The 19,136-nt window shown below is 65.6% G+C and carries 11 protein-coding genes and 1 tRNA gene; 5 read left to right on the top strand and 7 right to left on the bottom strand.

Features of this window, described 5'->3' with window-relative positions; translation table 11 throughout:
* Nucleotides 1–45: 45 nt before the first annotated feature.
* From C7I55_RS14915 to C7I55_RS14900, 4 genes are read right to left on the bottom strand one after another with little or no spacing between them, the layout of a single operon-like run.
* On the bottom strand, nt 46–1,965 hold the full coding sequence (locus C7I55_RS14915) for an alpha-L-fucosidase (protein ID WP_106513915.1): 1,920 nt from the start codon (nt 1,963–1,965) through the stop codon (nt 46–48).
* A 10-nt stretch (nt 1,966–1,975) separates the two neighbouring features.
* Nucleotides 1,976–4,294, bottom strand: coding sequence for a GH92 family glycosyl hydrolase (locus tag C7I55_RS14910; protein WP_106513913.1), 2,319 nt, complete (start codon nt 4,292–4,294; stop codon nt 1,976–1,978).
* A complete protein-coding gene (locus C7I55_RS14905; protein WP_106513742.1) occupies nt 4,294–6,855 on the bottom strand; it encodes a glycoside hydrolase family 3 C-terminal domain-containing protein in 2,562 nt (853 codons plus the stop codon). Before C7I55_RS14905 ends, C7I55_RS14910 begins: the two co-directional genes overlap by 1 nt.
* Nucleotides 6,852–9,461 (bottom strand): beta-mannosidase, encoded by a 2,610-nt coding sequence (locus C7I55_RS14900; RefSeq protein WP_408640608.1) that lies wholly within the window; start codon nt 9,459–9,461, stop codon nt 6,852–6,854. The genes C7I55_RS14905 and C7I55_RS14900 overlap by 4 nt, the downstream gene beginning before the upstream one ends.
* A 248-nt stretch (nt 9,462–9,709) precedes the next feature.
* On the opposite strand from C7I55_RS14900, the gene C7I55_RS14895 reads away from it, so the two are divergent.
* From C7I55_RS14895 to C7I55_RS14885, 3 genes are all read left to right on the top strand, one after another.
* Nucleotides 9,710–10,447, top strand: a complete 738-nt coding sequence (locus C7I55_RS14895; protein ID WP_106513741.1) for a GntR family transcriptional regulator — start codon at nt 9,710–9,712, stop codon at nt 10,445–10,447.
* 49 nt (nt 10,448–10,496) lie between these two features.
* Nucleotides 10,497–13,406, top strand: coding sequence for a beta-galactosidase GalA (gene galA, locus C7I55_RS14890; protein ID WP_106513740.1), 2,910 nt, complete (start codon nt 10,497–10,499; stop codon nt 13,404–13,406).
* Nucleotides 13,407–13,756: 350 nt separating this feature from the next.
* Nucleotides 13,757–14,497, top strand: coding sequence for an FkbM family methyltransferase (locus C7I55_RS14885; protein WP_158266435.1), 741 nt, complete (start codon nt 13,757–13,759; stop codon nt 14,495–14,497).
* Nucleotides 14,498–14,607: 110 nt separating this feature from the next.
* Here C7I55_RS14885 and C7I55_RS14880 read toward each other — a convergent pair.
* Nucleotides 14,608–14,684, bottom strand: a tRNA-Met gene (locus C7I55_RS14880).
* Between the two features lie 233 nt (nt 14,685–14,917).
* Between C7I55_RS14880 and C7I55_RS14875 the strand changes: the two genes are divergently transcribed.
* Entirely contained in the window at nt 14,918–15,340 is a 423-nt protein-coding gene (locus C7I55_RS14875; protein ID WP_106513738.1) for a DUF3775 domain-containing protein, read from the top strand.
* Between the two features lie 22 nt (nt 15,341–15,362).
* Here the strand turns inward: C7I55_RS14875 and C7I55_RS14870 are convergent, their stop codons facing one another.
* Together C7I55_RS14870 and C7I55_RS14865 are read right to left on the bottom strand one after the other, a co-directional pair.
* Nucleotides 15,363–15,887: a 2'-5' RNA ligase family protein gene (locus tag C7I55_RS14870; protein ID WP_106513737.1), complete on the bottom strand. Its 525-nt coding sequence runs from the start codon at nt 15,885–15,887 to the stop codon at nt 15,363–15,365.
* 2 nt (nt 15,888–15,889) lie between these two features.
* On the bottom strand, nt 15,890–17,794 hold the full coding sequence (locus C7I55_RS14865) for a potassium transporter Kup (protein WP_233222234.1): 1,905 nt from the start codon (nt 17,792–17,794) through the stop codon (nt 15,890–15,892).
* Between the two features lie 199 nt (nt 17,795–17,993).
* On the opposite strand from C7I55_RS14865, the gene ald reads away from it, so the two are divergent.
* Nucleotides 17,994–19,094: an alanine dehydrogenase gene (ald, locus tag C7I55_RS14860; RefSeq protein ID WP_106513735.1), complete on the top strand. Its 1,101-nt coding sequence runs from the start codon at nt 17,994–17,996 to the stop codon at nt 19,092–19,094.
* Nucleotides 19,095–19,136 lie beyond the last annotated feature (42 nt).

The following is a 19,136-nucleotide window of genomic DNA, read 5'->3' as shown; positions in this document are numbered from 1 at the left end:
AATTTCTTTATTGGTGTCATTCCGGTGAAATATTGTTCGGGAGCCTCAGCGGGCAGCGGTAAATCCGCCGACTCCGGCGATCGCGAGCCGTGGCGCCGGCAACGCCAATTCGGCGAAGCGCAGACGCAGGTATCGCGCGATCTGCGGGGCGGGAAATGCGACCCGCTGCGTCGACAGCGCATAGGCGATGTTGGAGAATTCTCCGCTGGCACCTGGTTCCCAATTGGTCCCATCCCGGCTGAGTTCAGCGGTATAGCCTTTCGGTGGCCTTGCATCGCTCATCACGTGGCGAGACGGTGTCAGGCTAAACCCGGCAAGATGGACTTCAGCGCCGAGGTCGATCGTCACGTGCGCAGGCTTTCCCGACACGGGCGCCGGCAAGGCCCAAATCGTCGCCGCTTCGTTGTCGAGCAATTTCTCCGCGCCCGGAGCGCTCGCGTCGACGATCCTCCACTGACGCGTGTCGAGAATGGTCGGGTCAGACGAGACGATCGCCGGCACCGGCACCGGCGCCACCGATCGGAACAGGGAGACTTCGCTGATTGCCGGGCAGACCGGCGCGTCGAGAATACGAAGCCGCACCCGGCGCGGGGCGATCGGCGCGGGGAGCCGAATGATCCGCTGGGCGGAAATGCATTCCTGCTCGGCGAGCGTGCGCCATCCACCGTCTCCCTCGGCATCGACCGCGAAGCGGGTCACGCGGGCGCCGAGCGGAAGATATTCTCGCAGGCGGATGACATCGAACATCGTCCCGGGCTTGAGATCGAGCGTCAGCACCGGATTGGTGACGCCGTCCGGGGTCGACCAATAGGTCTCGCGATCGCCGTCGAGCACCCGCGCGGGTTCGAACCCCCTCCCCCGATTGTGGCTGGCGCTCGCGACCGTACCCTTCGCCAGATCGCGCGCGAAGGTGGCACGGATCGCATCGCCATAGGATTTGAGGATCTTCACGTCCTGGTCGGGAATCCGGCCGCGCCGATCCGGCGGGATGTTGAGGTTGAGATTGGTCCCGCGCCCGACCGATTCGTCGTGAAGACGAATCAGCCGCTCCGGGCTCTTGACCTTGGAATCCTCGTCGGCGTGGAAGAACCAGCCGGGGCGGATCGAAACGTCCGTTTCCGCCGGCCACCACAATTCACCACCGCGGACGCCGCTATTGCCGTCCTTCTGATCATAGAGCCGGTTCGGCATGGTCGGCCAGCACGGGTTCCCGGCGATCCCGTCCTCGTTGCCGACCCAGCGTATGTCGGCCCCGAGCGGATCGAAGGTGCAGGCATTGGGCTGAAGTTTGTGGACGAGAGCGACGATCGAGGGCCAATTGTAGTAACGCGGCGCATCGATCTTCCGCGCTTCGCCGGCGCCGCCATAATAGCCGTCGCCGCCATTGGCGCCGTCGAACCAGAGCTCGAACAATTCGCCGTAGCGGGTGCAGAGTTCGGTCAGCTGGGCGCGATAATAATCGATGTAGGCGGGCCGGCCATATTCGGCATGGTTGCGATCCCAGGGGGAGAGATAGAGGCCGAACGGCAGCTTCGCCCGTCGGCACGCCGCCGCCATCTCACCGACGATATCGCCCTTGCCGCCTTTGTAGGGGCTGTTGCGGATGCAATGTTCGGTGAGCGTCGTCGGCCACAAGCAGAAGCCGTCATGATGCTTGGCGGTGAGGATCAATCCGCGAAGGCCACCTGCTTTGGCCGCCGCGACGATCTGATCGGCATCGAAGTCGCTGGGATCGAAGAGCTTGGGGTCCTCGTCTCCAAAGCCCCATTCCTTGTCGGTGAACGTGTTGATCGAGAAATGCACGAAGGCATATTGCTCGCGGTCATGCCAGCGCCATTGCCGCGCCGACGGAACCGCACCGAAGGCTTTGGGGGCTCCAACCGACGGAGCGGCGAGGACGGCGCCGGGCAGCGCGCCTGCGGTGAGACCGGTGATGATCAGATTGCGCCGGGACAAGTCGGTCATGCGGATCCTCTCAGGCAGGTGTGCGGCCGGACGATGGCGGCCGGTCGGCGGGCGCGCGGCCAAAGGCTTTGTTCGGAACGCTGGACATGGTGAACCGCAGGGCGCCGCCGGCGACGAGATCGCGGTGGGCGATCCAGCTCCGAGTCAACGGCCGTCCGTTCCATTCGACGGCAGCGACGTAGGGCGTCTCCGGCCGGTTGCCCGGCGCTTCAATGACGAGCTTGCGTCCGCCGCCCAGCATCACCTGCGCGCGTTCGAACAAAGGCGAACCGAAGACATAGGCTGCCTCCACCGGATCGACCGGATAGAAGCCCAGCGCCGAGAAGACGAACCAGGCGCTCATCTGCCCGCAATCGTCATTGCCGATGATACCGTCCGGATCGTTGCGATACATTTCGGTGCACAGGCGCCGGACCATTGCCTGGGTCTTCCACGGCGCGCCGACGAAGGCGTAGAGATAGGGCACATGCTGGCCTGGCTCGTTGCCATGCGCATATTGGCCGACCAGGCCGGCGATGTCGGGCGGCGCACTCTCCGGAAGCAACGAGGGCGCGGTGAACAGCGCATCGAGCTTCGCCTCGAATTTGGCGTCGCCGCCCAGATGGGCGATTAGCCCATAGATGTCGTGCTGGTTGAGGAATGTCGCCTGCCATCCATTGGCTTCCGTGTAATCGCGCCAATCGGGCTTGGGCATGTGGCCGAGCAGGATCGGGTCGAAGGCCTTCCACCATGTTCCGTCGGCGAAGCGCGGACGGGCGAAACCGGCCGCCGGATCGATCACGTTGCGCCAATTGGCCGAACGCGCAAGCAGACGCGCAGCCTCGGCGTCCGCCCCTGCCGCGCGCGCCAGATGTGCCGACGCCCAGTCGTCATAGGCATATTCCTGGGTACGGCTGACGCTTTCGTTGACCTTGTCGGCGGGCACATAGCCGAGCGCATCATAGAGATCCCGGCCGAGGCTGTTCTCCTTGTCCGGCGCCGTGAAGTCGAAGCTGCGCCGCCGGATCGCCGGCCAGGCCGCCGCATAATCCGCCGGGACTCCCTTGGCCTGCGCCTCGGCGAGCGGCACCACGCCGTGCCAGCCTATCATCGTCCCGGTCTCCTTGCCCTGCAGCGGCCAGACCAGCGGCCCGTAAGGTGACTGGGCAGTCTGCCGGATCAGGTCGTCGACCAGCATTTTGGCGCGATCGGGCGCGATCAGGGTCAGCAGCGGATGCTGCCCGCGATAGGTGTCCCACAGCGAATAGGTGCTGAACGCCGCGCCGCCTTGCCGAACCTGGTGGGTCTTGCCGTCCAGCCCGGGATAGCGCCCGTCGACATCCGAAAAGAGTGTCGGCGCCAGCTGCGAGTGGTAGAGAGACGAGGCAAGGATGGTGCGCTGATCGGCCGTACCGCCTTCGACCCGCACGGTTCCCAGCGCCGCGTTCCAGGCGCGGATCGCGCGGCCGCGCACCGCGTCGAAATTCCAGCTCCGTGCTTCCGCGGCAAGATTGGCGCGGGCGCCTTCCGCATTCACCCCCGAGAGGGCGCAACGCACCACAATCGGAGCCGCGCCGGCATCGTCATAGTGCAGCACGGCCTTGAGCCGGCGCCCGGCCACACGATTCGTCCCCGGCGGTTGCGCGGCATCGCCGTCCCCGTAAAAGGTGATACGGTCCGGGCGGCGCGACAGCTGCATCGCGAAGAAGATCCGGCGCCCCTTGGCCCAGCGGAACGTCCGCCGGCTTCCGGTCAGCGTCCCGGCGGCATCGACGTCCATCCACGCCGCGTCGATCAGCGGCGCGCTCGGCCGGGAATCGGCGAATAGATGGGAAAGATCGATCAGCAGATGTCCGGGGCCGGCCGGAAAGCCATACCGATGCCATCCGACCCGATCGGTGACGGAAAGCTCCGCCTGGACACCGTTCTCCAGCGCCACGCGATAGTAGCCGGGTTCGGCATGCTCGCCGGAGAAACGCTGACGATAGCCGCTGTCCGGATCGTCGAGCGTTCCGCGCTGGAGCTGGACCGGACCTCGTCCAGGGGCGACGAGGACATCGAGCAGGTCGCCGATGCCGGTTCCGGACAGGTGGGTGTGGGAAAAGCCGATGATCGAGGTATCGGTCCGGTGATAACCGGAACATGCGTCCCAGCGTTCGACATCGGTGTCCGGCCCCAGCTGGACCATCCCGAACGGCATCGTGGGGCCCGGATAGGTATGGCCATGGCCGCCGGTGCCGATGAACAGGTTCGGCGCGGAGCGGCTGGGCGGATTGGTCGCGGCGGCGGGGAGCGCGCCGGCGACCACCCCGATGGCGCTGGACGCGAGAAGCTGACGTCGGCTGAGGATCACTTCGGCAATTCCTGTGCGTCTCCGGTCAGTGCGAACTCGGTCCAGGCGCCGGGCCCGTCTCCGGGCTGGCCGCCGCCGAGCCAGAGACGATATGTGCCGGGTACGACGCGGCGGGTGCCGTCGCGGGTGACGCTGCTGAGGGCGCGCGGATCGAGGGTGAAGCGCAGGGTCTCGGCCTTACCCGCGCCAAGCGTTACACGGCGAAAGCCGACAAGCTGGCGCTGGAGAACCGGGGTGGTGAGGCTACCCCGTTCGCCTGCGGGGGGCACCAGATACGCCTGGACGACCTCATCCCCTGCCCGCGTTCCGGCATTCCGAACTCGCACGCTCACGTCGACCGGCGCGCTTGTGCTGCTGGCCGTCGCCTGCGGCCGCGCATAGGCGAAATTCGTGTAGCTGAGGCCGTGGCCAAATCCCCACAGGGGCGCGCCGGTGAAGAACCGGTAGGTCCGCTCCTTCATCCCGTAATCGACGAAGGCCGGCAGGTCCGATGTCCCCTTGTAGAAGGTGATCGGCAGCCGGCCCGACGGATTGTTGAGGCCGGCAAGGGTCTCGGCGATCGCCGTGCCGCCCGCCTCGCCCGGATACCAGGCGGCAAGGATCGCATCGGCCATAGCCGGATCCACCGCCACCGCGCTGCCGCTGGTCAGCACCAGCACCACCGGCTTGCCGGTGTCCCGTAGTGCCTGCAGCAGCCGCTGCTGTACGAGCGGCAAAGCGATGTCGGTGCGGTCGCCGCCGACGAAGCCGGGCACCGTCACCGACAGCGCCTCCCCTTCCAGATCCGGCGACAGGCCCAGCACGGCGACAACGACGTCCGCCTGCTCCGCCGTGCGCACCGCCTGCCGGAGCATCGGCTCGGCGGGGGGTAGCCACATCAGGCGCAGGCCCTCGTCCTCGCTGCGATGATCGAGTTCGAGGCGCAGGTCGTGGCGACGTCCATCGCTGTTGAACGGAATTTCCACCCGGGTCTTTCCGAGCGCGCCATCGTGGAGTGGCTTACCGTCGATCCACAGCCGCACCGAATCATGCGTGCTGCAATCCTTCCAGCAGGCGGGAATGTCGATCGCGAGCGTGTAGCGGCCCGGTCCCGGCGGCACCAGCGCACCCGACCAGCGCACCGCGAACCCCTTGGGATCGAGCTGCGGCAACGGCGCGACCCTTGTGTAGTTGAAGTCGATCCGGCGATCCTGCCGCACCGCCACCGGGGATCCGGTGACCGACGGACCGGCAAAATACTCTGCGCGAAGACCCGGGCGGCCGTCGGCCTCGAAGGCGGTCTCGGGGATCACCACCGGCGCGCCGTCGGCGAGCACCGACCCTTGCGCATAGCGAACGTTGGCGGCGCCGAACTGACGGCGGATCCCGTCCAGCGGAGTAACGGGCGCCTTGGCGGTGCCGTGATAATTGCCCTCGATGACACCGAGATCGTCGGCATCGGCGCCGATCACCGCAATCCGGCTGCCGGCTTTGAGCGGCAGCCGGCCGGCATCGTTCTTGAGCAGGACGATCGCCTTGCGGGCCGCCTCGAGGGCCAGGGCCTGATGCCTGGCAATGCCGATATCGGTCGACTTCACCGCGGTCCACGGGCTTGTTCCGCCGAGGATCGTGCCGAGCGCCTGCCGGGCACCGAGCGCGCGGCCGAGCGCGGTGTCGATTTCGGCCTCGCTGACCAGCCCCCGCTCCATGGCCTGGGGCAGCGCGGCGTAAGCGGAGCCGCAATTGAGGTCGGTGCCGCCCCTCAGCGCGGCTGCCGCTGCGGCCGCACCGTCGAGGCGATAATGGTGGAACAGATGGATGTTGGCGACGGCGTCGCAATCCGAAACCGTGAAGCCGTTGAACCCCCAATCCCGGCGCAGGCGCGTGTTCATCAATTCGGATAGCGCACAGGCCGGCGTGCCGTGGAGCGAATTGTAGGCGCACATCAGCGAACGCGCCTTGCCCTCGGTCACCGCCATCCGGAACGCCGGCAGATAGGTGGATTCGAGATCCTGGGGGCTCGGATCGACATCGAAGCCGTCGCGGCCCGCCTCCGGCCCGCTATGGACCAGGAAGTGCTTCGGGGTCGCGATAACCTTGGGATGGTCGGGGTCGGGGCCCTGCAGCCCGCGGATGAAGGCGACGCCGAGCGCGCCCGTCAGATACGGATCCTCGCCATAGGTTTCCTGCCCCCGTCCCCAGCGCGGATCGCGGAAGATGTTGATGTTGGGGGACCAGATCGTCAGCCCCTCGTAGATCCGCCGATCGGCCGCTGCGGGCTTCGCGTTGAACTTGGCGCGTGCCTCAGTGGCGATGACGTCGCCAACCTTGCCGAGCAGGTCCACGTCCCAGGTCGCCGCAAGTCCGATCGCCTGCGGGAACACCGTCGCATGACCATTTCGGGCGAGGCCGTGCAGGCCTTCGTTCCACCAATCGTAGGCGGGTAGCCCCGCATCCGCATCCGCCGGCGCGCTGCTCTGCAGCTGTGCGGCTTTCTCTTCGATGGTCATCGTCGCAATCGCCGCGGAGACCGCCTGCGGGTCCGGCGCGGCTGCGGCGAGGAGCAGGAACGGGATCATGCTTGCGGTCCTAGCGTGCGAAGGGTCAGCGCGCGCCGCAGCGCGGCTGCGGGCGCTTCGGACCTTATGTCGATGGTGACGCTTTCGCCCGGCAGCAGATCGAAGCCGTCGTCGCTCGGCTGCGCCGCGACATCGCCGAAATCGAGCATCACCGCGCGTGCCAGCGCCTTTGCCGTGATCGTCACCTGCTTGCCTTGCCAGCGCGCGGAGAGGCCCGGCGCGGCATAGGCCATGTCCTTGGGAAGGACGCGCTCGACGATGGTGCGCGACACGCTGCGGCCATCGATCAGCAATTCGGCCACGGCGTAGCTCGCAGTGGCATCGGCCTCGGAGAACAGATCTGAATCGGCGATCGTCGCCACGTCGCGGGCGCTGAGCGGCTCGAGCGTGACCGCCTCGCGCCTCGTGCCGAGCGATTTACCCGCCATGTCGAAGCCGGCGATCCGCCATTCCGCCTGTACCGGCGTCGTCGCATCGGACACGATCGCCACCCGAGTCGCGCCGTTCTTGTGCTCGGTGACGATCGCCTGGGGCGCGAAGAAGCGCTTGGCGGCATGATGGAGCAGCTTCCATTGCCCCTCATAGTCGATGCTTGCCCACGAAATTGCCGGCCAGGTGTCGTTGAGCTGCCAGTAAAGCGATCCCATCGTCACCGGCCGGCAGGCGCGATGATGGCGGGCCGCCATGTCGATCGCCTGCGCCTGGTTGACCTGGGTCAGGTAGACGAGGTCGCCGAAATCGCGCGCCGGCCGCAGCCGCTGATCGAGATACATGCCAAGGCGCTCATTGCCCTCTCCGGCGAGGAATTTCTGGTGCGCCTTCAGCACCGGGCTGTCGATCGTCAGCGGCGCCTTTCCGGCAAAGCCGCGGATCGTCGACATGTCGGGCATCGCCTGGAAGCCATATTCGGACATGAAGCGCGGACAGGTGTCGAGATAGCGCTCCACCGGCTTCGATCCGGACCAAACGTCCCAGAAATGGCGATCGCCATCCTTGTCGGTGTCGGTCGGACCTTCATAATCGGTCGAAGGCGAGCCCGGCCAATAGGGAATACCCGGCGCGCGGGTGATCACGGCATCACGCAGCACGCGATCGAACAGCACGGCCATGCCGACGCCGATCCGCTCCTGCTCGTCGGCGCCGACCCGCTTCTTGAACGCCTTGCGATCGGACCAATTCTCCCAGCCGGAGAGAACCTCGTTGTTGCCGGCCCACACGATGACCGACGGATGCGGTTGCAGCCGCTCGACCTGCTCCTCCGCCTCGATCTGGACGTCGTGGCGGAAGTCGGCATCGGGCGGAGTCACCGCGCCGCCGAACATGAAATCCTGCCACACCATCATGCCGAGTTCATCGGCGATGTCGTAGAATGCATCGTCGAGATAGTAGCCGCCGCCCCAGACGCGGATCATGTTCATGTTGGCATCGCGCGCGCTCTCGACGATCTGCCGCATCTGCTCCGACCCGACCCGCGCTGGGAACATGTCGAACGGGATCAGATTGGCGCCCTTGGCAAAGATCGGCACGCCGTTCACCTTGAAGCCGAAGCTGCCGTCCTTGCGGATCAGCTCGACCGTGCGGAGCCCTATCGTCCGATCGACGCGATCATTGACGCTGTCGGCATCGGCGAGCGCACCCGTGATCTTGTAAAGCGGCTGATCGCCATAGCCGGTCGGCCACCAGCGGCGTGGCGCAGTGACGGTCATCGGCACGCTGACATCGTTGATGCCGGCGGCAAGCCGTGCGACCCGCTCGACATTCTGCGAGGATCCGTTCGGAGCGGTCAGCGTCGTGCGCAGTCGGACTTCGCCGTCCTGGTCGGCGACGATGCGGTAGCGCGCGACCAGCCGCGCCTCGAAGTCGTTGAGCGCTTCCTGCTCGATCCGGAGTCCATCGATCCGGGCATTGTCCCAGGCCTCGAGCCGCGCCGGACGCCAGATGCCGGTCGCGACCAGACGCGGGCCCCAATCCCAGCCGTAATGATATTTGGGTTTGCGGATGTAGGGCGATGTCTGCTTGCCCTTGGGCTCGTCGCCGAACGCCGATTCATATTCGCCCGGCAAGGAATTGGCTTCGGCGAGCACCTTGGGCTGCAGGGTCCGGATCGGCGATGCGAAGGCGATGACGAGTTCGTTTCGCCCGGCCTTCAGCACCGGCTTGGCGTCGACCCGCCAACGCCGGTGCGCATTGCCGGTGGTAAGCAGGTCGGTGCCGTTGACCGACACGGTCGCGAACGTGTCCAGGCCATCGAAGACGAGTTCGAGATGATCGCGTGCGAGCATCTCCGGGCTGACCTCGATCACCCGGCGATATTGCCAGCCGCTCAGCCCCGCCCACTGGATCGGTGCTTCGTTGATGCCCTTGAACGGATCGGGCGCGCGCTCGGCCGCGATCAGATCCTGCTGAACGCTGCCCGGCACGCGGGCGGGGAACCAGACGGCCTCGCGCGGGTGCGCCTTGGCGGCATCAGCATCCCTGGGATCGACCCGTATCTCCCAGGCGCCGTCGAGCGAAATGCGGTCAAGGGGCGCCGCCCACGCGGACGAGGCGAGCAGCATTGCCATTCCGCTCGCCGCCGCGAGCTTGCGCGCCCAGAGTAAATCCATTTTCGAGCTCCCGCCTTTGCCGCTTGCTTGCGGCGCCGGCGGGCGTGTAACCAATGTAAGTCATTCTCGACAAGGGTCTGGTATACGATATCTGTAATTTCAGCCATTCCTGCGACCATTTGGCGCACGGCTTTACGGCACCGCCAATACCAATATAGATCCAGCGCGACTCCGTTGCCGCTCGTCGCGCCTTCCGGTAGCATTCAGTAACGGGGCAGCGGCGGGAGGGGCACGCCGGGGGAGGATCGATGACCTTTTCGGATCAGGTTGGCCATTTCCGGGAGAACAATCCCGCGCCGCTTTACCTGCAATTGCAGCAGCTCATCCGCGACGCAATCGACACCAACATACTCAATCAGGGTGACGCAATTCCTCCGGAGCGGGAGCTTGCGATCGAATATGACATCTCCCGCATCACGGTGCGCAAGGCGATCGGCGGGCTCGTCGAGGATGGCTTGCTCACCCGCCGCCGGGGCGCCGGAACCTTCGTCGCCGGCCGGGTTGAGAAGAGTTTTTCGAAGCTCTCCTCCTTCACCGAGGACATGGCGGCGCGCGGTCGAACGGCAAGCAGCAGCTGGATCTCGCGTGCCGCCGGCCAGGTCAACCCGGAAGAGGCGCTGATGCTCGGTCTCTCCCCGACCGCGTCGGTGCTGCGGTTTGCTCGGATCCGCTTTGCCGACGATGAACCGATGGCGCTCGAATTCACCACCCTCGCGGGCTATTGCCTGCCCTCCGTCAGCGCGGTGAAGAACTCGCTTTATGCCGCGCTCGAGAAAGCCGGAAGCCGGCCGGTGCGCGCCATTCAGCGGCTCCGGGCGGTGCCGTTCGGCGGGGATCATGCGCGCATGCTGGGTGTGGACCCGGGCCACGCGGGCTTGTTGATCGAACGCCGCGCCTTCCTGCGCGATGGCCGCCCGGCCGAGGTCACCCGTTCTTATTATCGCGGCGACGCTTATGATTTCGTGGCCGAACTGAGCGACGTCTAATCCTGTTTATCTTGATGGTGGCCGCCACGGCCTCAGCGGAGCCTTTCCAGTGAACCGACGCGAACTTCTTCTCGGCAGCGCCAGCGCAGGCGCGTTGATCGGGGTCCAGCCCGCACGCAGCGCCAGCGCCGGCATCAGCCGCGGCAGCGACGGTTTTCCGATGCCCCCCGCCGAGCGCCACCTGCCGCCGCGCCTGGCGGAAACGGATCCGTCCCGCACTCTGCTCGAGCTCGGCTGGCGCTTCCATGAAGGGGACATTGCGACACCTGAGCCGCAAGGCCATAACGAGACCTATCTGAGCGTGAAGGCCGGTAACGCCCTTGGCGCCGCGGCTATGCTGTACGACGACAGCGAATGGGCCGAGATTCGCTTGCCCCACGATTGGGCCGCCGCCCAGCCCTTCGAGAAGACTGCGAACGTCTCTCAAGGCTACCGGCGCCGCGGCATCGGCTGGTATCGGCGCATCCTGCAGCTAGATCCGGCGGATCGAGGGAAGACGATCGAACTCCATTTCGACGGGATCGCAACCAATGCGACGATCTGGGTGAATGGCAGCGTCGTTGCCCACAATTGGTCGGGCTATAACAGCATCCATGTCGACCTGACTCCGTTCGCCCGCTTCGGAGATGAGGAGAATGTGATCGCGATCCGCGTCGACGCCGACGCCAAGGAGGGCTGGTGGTATGAAGGAGCCGGTCTCTACCGCCACGCTTGGCTGGTCCGCCGCGCGCCGGTCGCGATCGTCACCGACGGGGTTCATTGCACCCCGGAGCAAGGCACTGACGGCCGATGGCAGGTTCCGGTCACCGTCACCCTCGGCAACATCGAACGCGCGTCGGCGGCGATCACCGTCGAGGCAGTTCTGCTCGGCCCCGACGGGCGCGAAATTTCGGCGGCTCGCGCCGATGTCACCGTTCCGACGCTCGACAAGGCCGAGGCGCAGCTCGCGCTTGATCCGGGGAGCCCCGGCCTGTGGTCCGTGGAGACCCCCACCCTCTACACCGTCCGTACCCGCGTGCTCCGGGCCGCCGTCGCGATCGACGAGCGCCGGACCGCGATAGGCTTCCGCACCATCCGCTTCGATCCGGACAAGGGGCTGTTCGTCAACGGCAAGCAGGTCAAGCTCAAGGGCGTGTGCCTCCACCAGGATCACGCCGGAGTCGGCGTGGCAATTCCGGACTCGCTTATGGCGTGGCGGCTGGAGCGGCTGAAGGCGATGGGGTGCAATGCGATCCGGATGTCACACAATGCCCCGACCGGAGAATTGCTCGACTGGTGCGACCGGATGGGTTTCCTCGTGATGGACGAGAATCGCAACTTCAATCCCGCCCCCGACTACCTCGCCCAGCTCGAATGGCTGGTGCGGCGCGACCGCAATCATCCCAGTGTGATCCTGTGGTCGGTGTTCAACGAGGAGCCGATGCAGGGCACCGAGGCCGGCGTCGAGATGGTCCGGCGCATGTCGGCGGCGGTCCACCGGCTCGATCGCAGCCGGCCAATCACCGCGGCGATGAACGGCGCCTTCTACAATCCCGCGAATGTTTCGACCGTCGTCGATGTCATGGGGTTTAATTATTATCAGGCCGATTACGACAAGTTCCACCAGCTCAATCCTGAAAAGCCGATGACCAGCTCGGAGGATACCAGTGCGTTCGAAACGCGCGGCGCTTTCGCCACCGACAAGGCCGGGCATGTGATCACCTCCTATGACGAGGAGGCGGCGAGTTGGGGCGGTACCCACCGCGACACCTGGAAGCAGATCGCGGATCGGCCGTACGTTGCCGGCGGCTTCGTCTGGACCGGGTTCGATTATCATGGCGAACCGACGCCGCACGACTGGCCAACCATTTCCAGCTTCTTCGGGATCCTGGATCTGTGCGGCTTCCCGAAGACCGCTTTCGACATCCATCGTGCCCACTGGATCGACGATCGGCCGGTTGTGGCGATCGCGCCGCACTGGACCTGGCCCGGCCGGGAGGGCCAGCCGATCAAGGTCTTCGTCAGCAGCAATGCGGAGCGCGTGTCCCTGCGCCTCAACGGCCGCGATCTCGGCGTCCAGAACGTCGATCGGATCATGGGCAACGAATGGACCGTGCCTTACGCGCCCGGCCGGATCGAAGCCGTGGCGTTGCGCGGCGGCAAGCAGGTTGCCCGCGCCGTCCATGAGACCGCCGGCGCGCCGGTCGCCTTGCGGCTTACCCCGGCGCGCAGCGTGATGGCCGGGGATGACGAGGATGCACAGGCGGTGACGATCGACGCCGTCGATGCCAAGGGACGCCACGTTCCTACTGCCAATCTGGCGACCCGCTTCTCCGTCGAAGGTGCGACCATCCTCGGAGTGGGCAACGGGGATCCCAACAGCCATGAGCCCGAACGGGTCGCCGCCGGCAGCGGCGCCCGGTCCCTGTTCAACGGTCTCGCCCAGATCATCGTCCGCGCCGGTACCGGGCGCGGCCGGATCGTGATCAAGGCTTCGGCCGACCGGCTGAAGTCCGCCACCTTGATCATCGATCGTGCGGACATCATGCCGCGTCCGCAGGTGCCGGCAATTGCCGCGAAGTTCGAGGTTCGCGAATGGCGCCGATCGCCGCGATTGATCGAGCGACCGGCACCGACGCTAGCGCCCCCCGACGGCGATAATAACAGCTGGGACCTCGTGCGAAGCGGCCTCGCAACGCCCGCCGAGGCTCAGGCCGGGTGGCGGGTCTATCGGAGCCGTGTCATGCCGTGGAAGAAAGTGGCCACCCGGGGCGGAACGCTCCACTTCGATGGCGTGGGCGGGCGCGCGGAGCTGTGGGTCGACGGGGTGAAGCTCGCGAGCAAGCAGGATGCCGGCCCGGCGCCTCTGACTGCAGGACTGCCCGCAGGTCCGGGCGCGCGGACCATCGTGTTGATCGTCGAAGCGCCGGCGGGCGGGGCTTCGGGCCTGCTCGGCGCGGTCGCGATCACCGCGGATTGAGCGGAGCAGGACCATGACCATTGCGCCCAGTTCGGCGGCCGCGTAGACTTCACTCCAACGTTTCTGGAGAGGCCGCAATGAGCGTTCGTATCGCGGGAGTCTCCGCCGCCTCCGCGTTGCTGTCGCCGATACTTGCTGTGCCAGCATGCCCGCTCGCCGCCGATGCGATGGCGCCTCAGGCAAAGAGCGCTTTGTTCAATGTTCACGACACAGGAGCCGCCAGGCTCCGCGTCGCGCCTTGAGCCGAGAGTCTCCGGTCATCGCCGCGCAGCATCGCGTGCCCCGAGGCAAGGCCCCGGCACATCATGAGGCTAGCTTCCTTGCGGCGACGCCGATTACTGGAGTCTTGGATGGATAAAGTACGAGGAATTGCGCGGCAGGCGTTGCGTGCCGTGGGGTTGGAGCGGATCCACCATCCTTCATTCGTGGACCTGATGCGCCGCGAGAATGTCGACACCGTGATCGACGTTGGCGCCAATAATGGCCAGTTCGGAGAGGAACTGCGCGAACGGGGTTATGCGGGTCGAATCATCTCGTTCGAACCAGGATCTGCTGCATTTGCCGGACTTGCAGCGCGTGCTGCCGCGGATCCCCTTTGGGACGCATATCAGCTTGGCGTCGGAGATGCCCCGGGCGAGCTGGAAATCCTCATCACCCAAGCCGACGTCTTTAGCTCCTTCAAGGCTCCCAGCGACTACACCAATGCCAAATTTGTCGGCGCCACGCCCGAACGGCGCGAAAAGGTGCGCGTTATCCGCCTCGACGAATTCTTTGCGGAGCATCCGGGAACGCTCACGGACACCACCTATTTGAAGGTCGATACCCAAGGCTTCGAATTCGAGGTGCTTCAAGGCACGGGCGACTGCCTGGCCCGCGTCTGCGCGGTGCAGATGGAGCTGCCGCTGAGAATCCTCTACGATGGCCAGAAATCACTTATGGAGATGGTCAGCTGGATGGCGGATCATGGCTTCGAAATCGGCATGGCCAAGGAGAACGGGTTCGACTGGCAGGCGTGCCGCCTTCTCGAACTCGACGTCGCCTTCGTCCGCAGCGGCGAGGCTTACCAGCCGCCGGTCGTGAGGCCTGCTTAGAGATCGACCGCCCGCAGCCGGCACACTACCACCGGGCCGAGACAGCAAGCAGGGTCGTCGTGCACCGATCGGAAAATACCGGCAAGCCATTCGGCTTCCCGGCTTTTTCATGGTAGCGGAGGAGGGACTTGAACCCCCGACACGCGGATTATGATTCCGCTGCTCTAACCAGCTGAGCTACTCCGCCCCAAGGCGTCGCCCCGCTGCTCGGCAGCGGGCGTGGCGGGGCTATAGGCACGGCCTCGCGCAGCGTCAACTGGGCTCTCGCAAGTCGTCGTTCAAGGCTTCGGCGGAGGTGAGGAAGCCTCGATTCGTCTCGCGAAACGCACCGATTCGGATCCTATATCCTTTCCCTACCGGAACGTTCGGGAACTCCGCTGCCCCTCTTGTCGTTAGCCGGGCGAAAATGGAGACGTGGCGATGGAATTGTTGACTCCTCTCGAGACACTCTGCCGGATCATCATCCGCGCGCGTGAGAACGAAGCCCAGGTACCGGCGCAGGATCCGGACGAGGACGCGGACAATGTCGACGATTTCGACGACGACAGCGGCGCCGGTGCGCTGTCCACGCTGGAAGACGAGCTGAACGACGTCGAGGAGGAGCTGCGCGCCACTCTGGACGATCTTGCCGACGACCAGCTTTCGGAGACGCTGGCGCTCGCCTGGGTCGGGCGCGGCACGTTCGACGTCAGCGAGTGGGACGACGCCTTTGCCGAGGCGAGCGACAACGATCCGGAAAGCGCCATCGACGAGTTGCTCGACATGCCGCTGCTCGCCTCGCACCTCGAAGCCGGCCTCGCCGCCTTCGACTATAGTTGTGACGGAGTCGGCCAGCTGGATTGAGCCCCCTTATCGGGCGACAATCTCAGCCTCGGAAGACATGCGTCTTGAGCGGCTCCCACGGGCCCCCGAGGTAGCGCCAGGTCGCAAGACCGCGAATGGCGAGCGGCCGCGGCGCGAACGTTGCGCGCAGCTGTTGCTGCAGCCGCTTGGCCTCGCGCGGCTCAACCTTGTTCTGAATGGTAACGTGCGGGCGCCAGGGCGCCTGATCCTGCGGCGTGAGCAGGCCGCCTAGCCCCTCGGCAAGATCGTGGCGTATGTCTTCCAGCTCTTCGCTGTCGACACGCAGTGCGGTGCCGGCACCCAGATCAATGATTCCCGCAATCGTCGCCCGGGGAGGCGGCGTCACGGCGTACGTGGCAAGCCGCTGGTCGAGCTCGCGCGCGACGCTCGGCGGCAGATGGTGGAACAGTGTGAGGTGCGCCGGCACCTGGTTGCGCTCGGGGGGAAAATGCGCCCGCCGGAGCTCCTGAAGCCAGCCATTGTCGCCGTCGCCGAACAGCGCGGTCACGATCAGCGGCGCGGTCGCCGGGCCGGCCGCTCCGCTCAAACTCAGATTTCCACCTGGCTGCCGAGCTCGACGACTCGGTTCGGCGGCAGCTTGAAAAATTCCATCGCGCTTTCCGCATTGCGCAGCATCCAGGCGAACAGCCGTTCGCGCCAGATCCACATACCCGGCCGCGCCGAGGCGAGCAGGGTCTGCCGGGCAAGAAAGAAGCTCGTGTCCATCATCTTGAATGCCGGTCCGCAGGTCTCGACCCTGGCGAGCGCCGCCGGCACATCGGATTCCTGCATGAACCCGAAACGCAGGACGAGCCGGTAGAAGCCGCTGCCCAGATCGGTGAGATCGAAGCGCCTGCCCTCCTCCACGAACGGCACATCCTCGATCTTGACGGTGAGCAGCATCACCCGGTCGTGCAGAACCTTGTTGTGCTTCAGGTTGTGCAGCAGCGCATGTGGCACGCCGTCGGGGGTGGTGGTCATGAACACCGCTGTGCCGGGCACCCGCGTGGCGCTGCTGGCGGCCGATTTGACGAAGATCTCGACCGGCATCGATGCCTCCCGCATGCGCGCCAGCATCAACTGGCGGCCACGCGCCCAGGTGGTCAGCAGGGTGAAGGCGATGAGGCCGATCAGCAACGGGAACCAGCCGCCGTCGGGCACCTTGGTGAGATTGGCCGCGAAATAGGCGATGTCGACCATGAAGAAGAGGGCCAGCAACGGCACCGCGAAAATCGGACGCCAGTTCCACAGCGAGAACAGGACGACGGTCAGCAGACAGCTGTCGATGAACATCGCCCCGGTGACGGCGATGCCATAAGCGGCGGCAAGGCTGCTGGAATTCTGGAAGAACAGGACGAGCAGGATCACCATCACCATGAGCGCCCAGTTGATCACCGGGATGTAGATCTGGCCGGCGGCGGAGGCGCTGGTGTGCAGGATCCGGAGGCGCGGGATGAAGCCGAGCTGGATCGCCTGCTGCGTTACCGAGAAGGCGCCGGAAATCACCGCCTGGCTGGCGATAATGGTGGCGAGCGTCGCCAGGATGACGAGCGGAAGGCGGAACGCCTCCGGCGCAAGCAGGAAGAACGGATTCTTGATCGTCTCGTCGGCAATCGCCGGATCGAGCGTCAGGATCATCGCGCCCTGCCCCATATAGTTCAGCATCAGGCTGGGCATGACGAAGAACAGCCAGGACACACCGATCGGCTTGCGGCCGAAATGGCCCATGTCGGCATACAATGCCTCCGCACCGGTCACGGCGAGGACGACCGAGCCGAGGGCCAGGAAGGCCGCCCAGCCATCGATGATGAAGAAATTGATCGCGTTCAGCGGATTGATCGTCTCGAGGATGATCATCGGTCGATCGACGATGTGGATGATCCCGAGCACCGAGAGGGTAAGGAAATAGGCCAGCATGATCGGGCCGAAAAAAGCCCCGACCCGCGCGGTGCCGACCGACTGGATGGTGAACAGGCCGACGAGGATGCCGACCGCGATCGGCAGAACGAACGGCTCGAAGCTCGATTGCACCGTCGTCAGGCCTTCGACCGCCGACAGCACCGAGATCGCAGGCGTGATCATGCTGTCGCCGTAAAAGAGCGCGCAGGCGAAGACGCCGAGCAGAATGATCCCGGCCGTCCATTTGCGGGGGCCGCTGCGCTCGTTCTTGCGATTGATCAGCGCGAGCAGCGCCAGGCTGCCACCCTCGCCCTTGTTGTCCGCGCGCATGATCACGGCGACATATTTCAGCGTGACCACGATCATCATCGACCAGAAGATCAGGCTGAGCACGCCGACGATCTCTGCAGGCCCGTGCGCCAGTTTGTGGTGGCCGGCGAACGTCTCGCGAAAGGCATACAGGGGAGACGTACCGATATCGCCGAACACGATGCCGATCGCCGACACGGCAAGCGTGACGATGCCGCCGTGGGAAGCGTGAGGCTCCGAACGCATGTCGGGTGTCGGAGACTGGGCGGCGGCAGTGTCGGTCATGGGCGTAGAAGGCAGGTATGCCCTCGATATCCTTCACGTCTTGCGCACTGGCCGCGCCAGGCGCGTGGCGCTTAGCACGCCCGCCCTCGCCTCCGCAACGGCGACAAAATCGCAGGCACTGGCTATAGCCGCGCCATCAAAAGACAATTGGAGAGACTCGATGCGCGTCGGCGTGCCGAAAGAGATCAAGAATAACGAGTTCCGAGTCGGACTGACCCCGGCCTCCGTGGCCGAGCTGGTCAGCGCCGGTCACCAGGTGATCGTCGAAACCAGAGCCGGGCTCGGCATTGATTTCGACGATCAGGAATATGTGAAGGCGGGCGCAAGCATCGTCGAAACCGCGGGGGAAGTGTTCGCCGGCGCCGACATGATCGTCAAGGTGAAGGAGCCGCAGGCGCAGGAGATCGCACTTCTGGAGTCGCGGCATCTGCTTTTCACCTACCTGCACCTTGCCGCCGACAAGCCGCAGGCAGAGGGCCTGATGACATCCGGTGCGACCTGCATCGCCTACGAGACCGTGACCTCGCACGATCGCTCGCTACCGCTGCTGAAGCCGATGTCGGAAGTGGCCGGCCGAATGTCGATCCAGGTCGGGGCGCATTATCTCGAGAAGGAGCAAGGCGGTCGCGGCGTTCTGCTCGGCGGCGTTCCCGGAGTGGCGCCGGCGCGGGTCGCGATCCTGGGGGGCGGCGTTTCCGGCGTCAACGCGGCGCAGATGGCGGTCGGCATGCGTGCCGACGTCACCATCTACGACATTTCGAACGCGCGGCTCGCCGAACTAGACATGTTCTTCGGCAGCCAGATCAAGACCGCTTATGCATCGAAGGCGGCGATCGCCAAGGCCGTGAGCGAGGCCGAACTGGTGATCGGCGCGGTGCTGGTGCCCGGAGCGGCGGCGCCCAAGCTCGTCACCCGCGACATGCTCAAGACAATGAAGCGGGGATCGGTGCTGGTCGACATCGCTATCGATCAGGGCGGCTGCTTCGAAACCTCGCGCGCAACCACGCACGAGGATCCGGTGTTCGAAGTGGACGGCGTGATCCACTATTGCGTCGCCAACATGCCCGGCGCGGTTGCCCGCACCTCGGCCTTCGCGCTCAACAACGCCACCCTGCCCTTCGTGCTGCGGCTGGCAAACCTCGGCGCCGAGGCGGCGATGCAGGCCGACCCGCATCTCGCCAACGGTCTCAACGTTTCGGGCGGAAAGATACGACACCAGGCGGTTGCAGAGGCGCTCGATCTGGAATTCGTGCCGGCCTGAGGCCGCTCACGAATCGGAACAAATCTGGAACGCCACCGTTGA

Source organism: Allosphingosinicella deserti (assembly GCF_003012735.1).
Lineage (GTDB): Bacteria > Pseudomonadota > Alphaproteobacteria > Sphingomonadales > Sphingomonadaceae > Allosphingosinicella > Allosphingosinicella deserti.
The sequence above is the reverse complement of the archived record's forward strand: the minus strand, read 5'-3'. Positions and strand labels throughout refer to the sequence as shown.

Coding starts and splice junctions, on each gene's coding strand:
- C7I55_RS14875 (WP_106513738.1), top strand. CDS start 14,918: ATGGAATTGTTGACTCCTCTCGAGACACTCTGCCGGATCATCATCCGC.
- C7I55_RS14895 (WP_106513741.1), top strand. CDS start 9,710: ATGACCTTTTCGGATCAGGTTGGCCATTTCCGGGAGAACAATCCCGCG.
- C7I55_RS14865 (WP_233222234.1), bottom strand. CDS start 17,794: ATGCGTTCGGAGCCTCACGCTTCCCACGGCGGCATCGTCACGCTTGCC.
- C7I55_RS14915 (WP_106513915.1), bottom strand. CDS start 1,965: ATGACCGACTTGTCCCGGCGCAATCTGATCATCACCGGTCTCACCGCA.
- C7I55_RS14900 (WP_408640608.1), bottom strand. CDS start 9,461: ATGGATTTACTCTGGGCGCGCAAGCTCGCGGCGGCGAGCGGAATGGCA.
- C7I55_RS14905 (WP_106513742.1), bottom strand. CDS start 6,855: ATGATCCCGTTCCTGCTCCTCGCCGCAGCCGCGCCGGACCCGCAGGCG.
- C7I55_RS14885 (WP_158266435.1), top strand. CDS start 13,757: ATGGATAAAGTACGAGGAATTGCGCGGCAGGCGTTGCGTGCCGTGGGG.
- ald (WP_106513735.1), top strand. CDS start 17,994: ATGCGCGTCGGCGTGCCGAAAGAGATCAAGAATAACGAGTTCCGAGTC.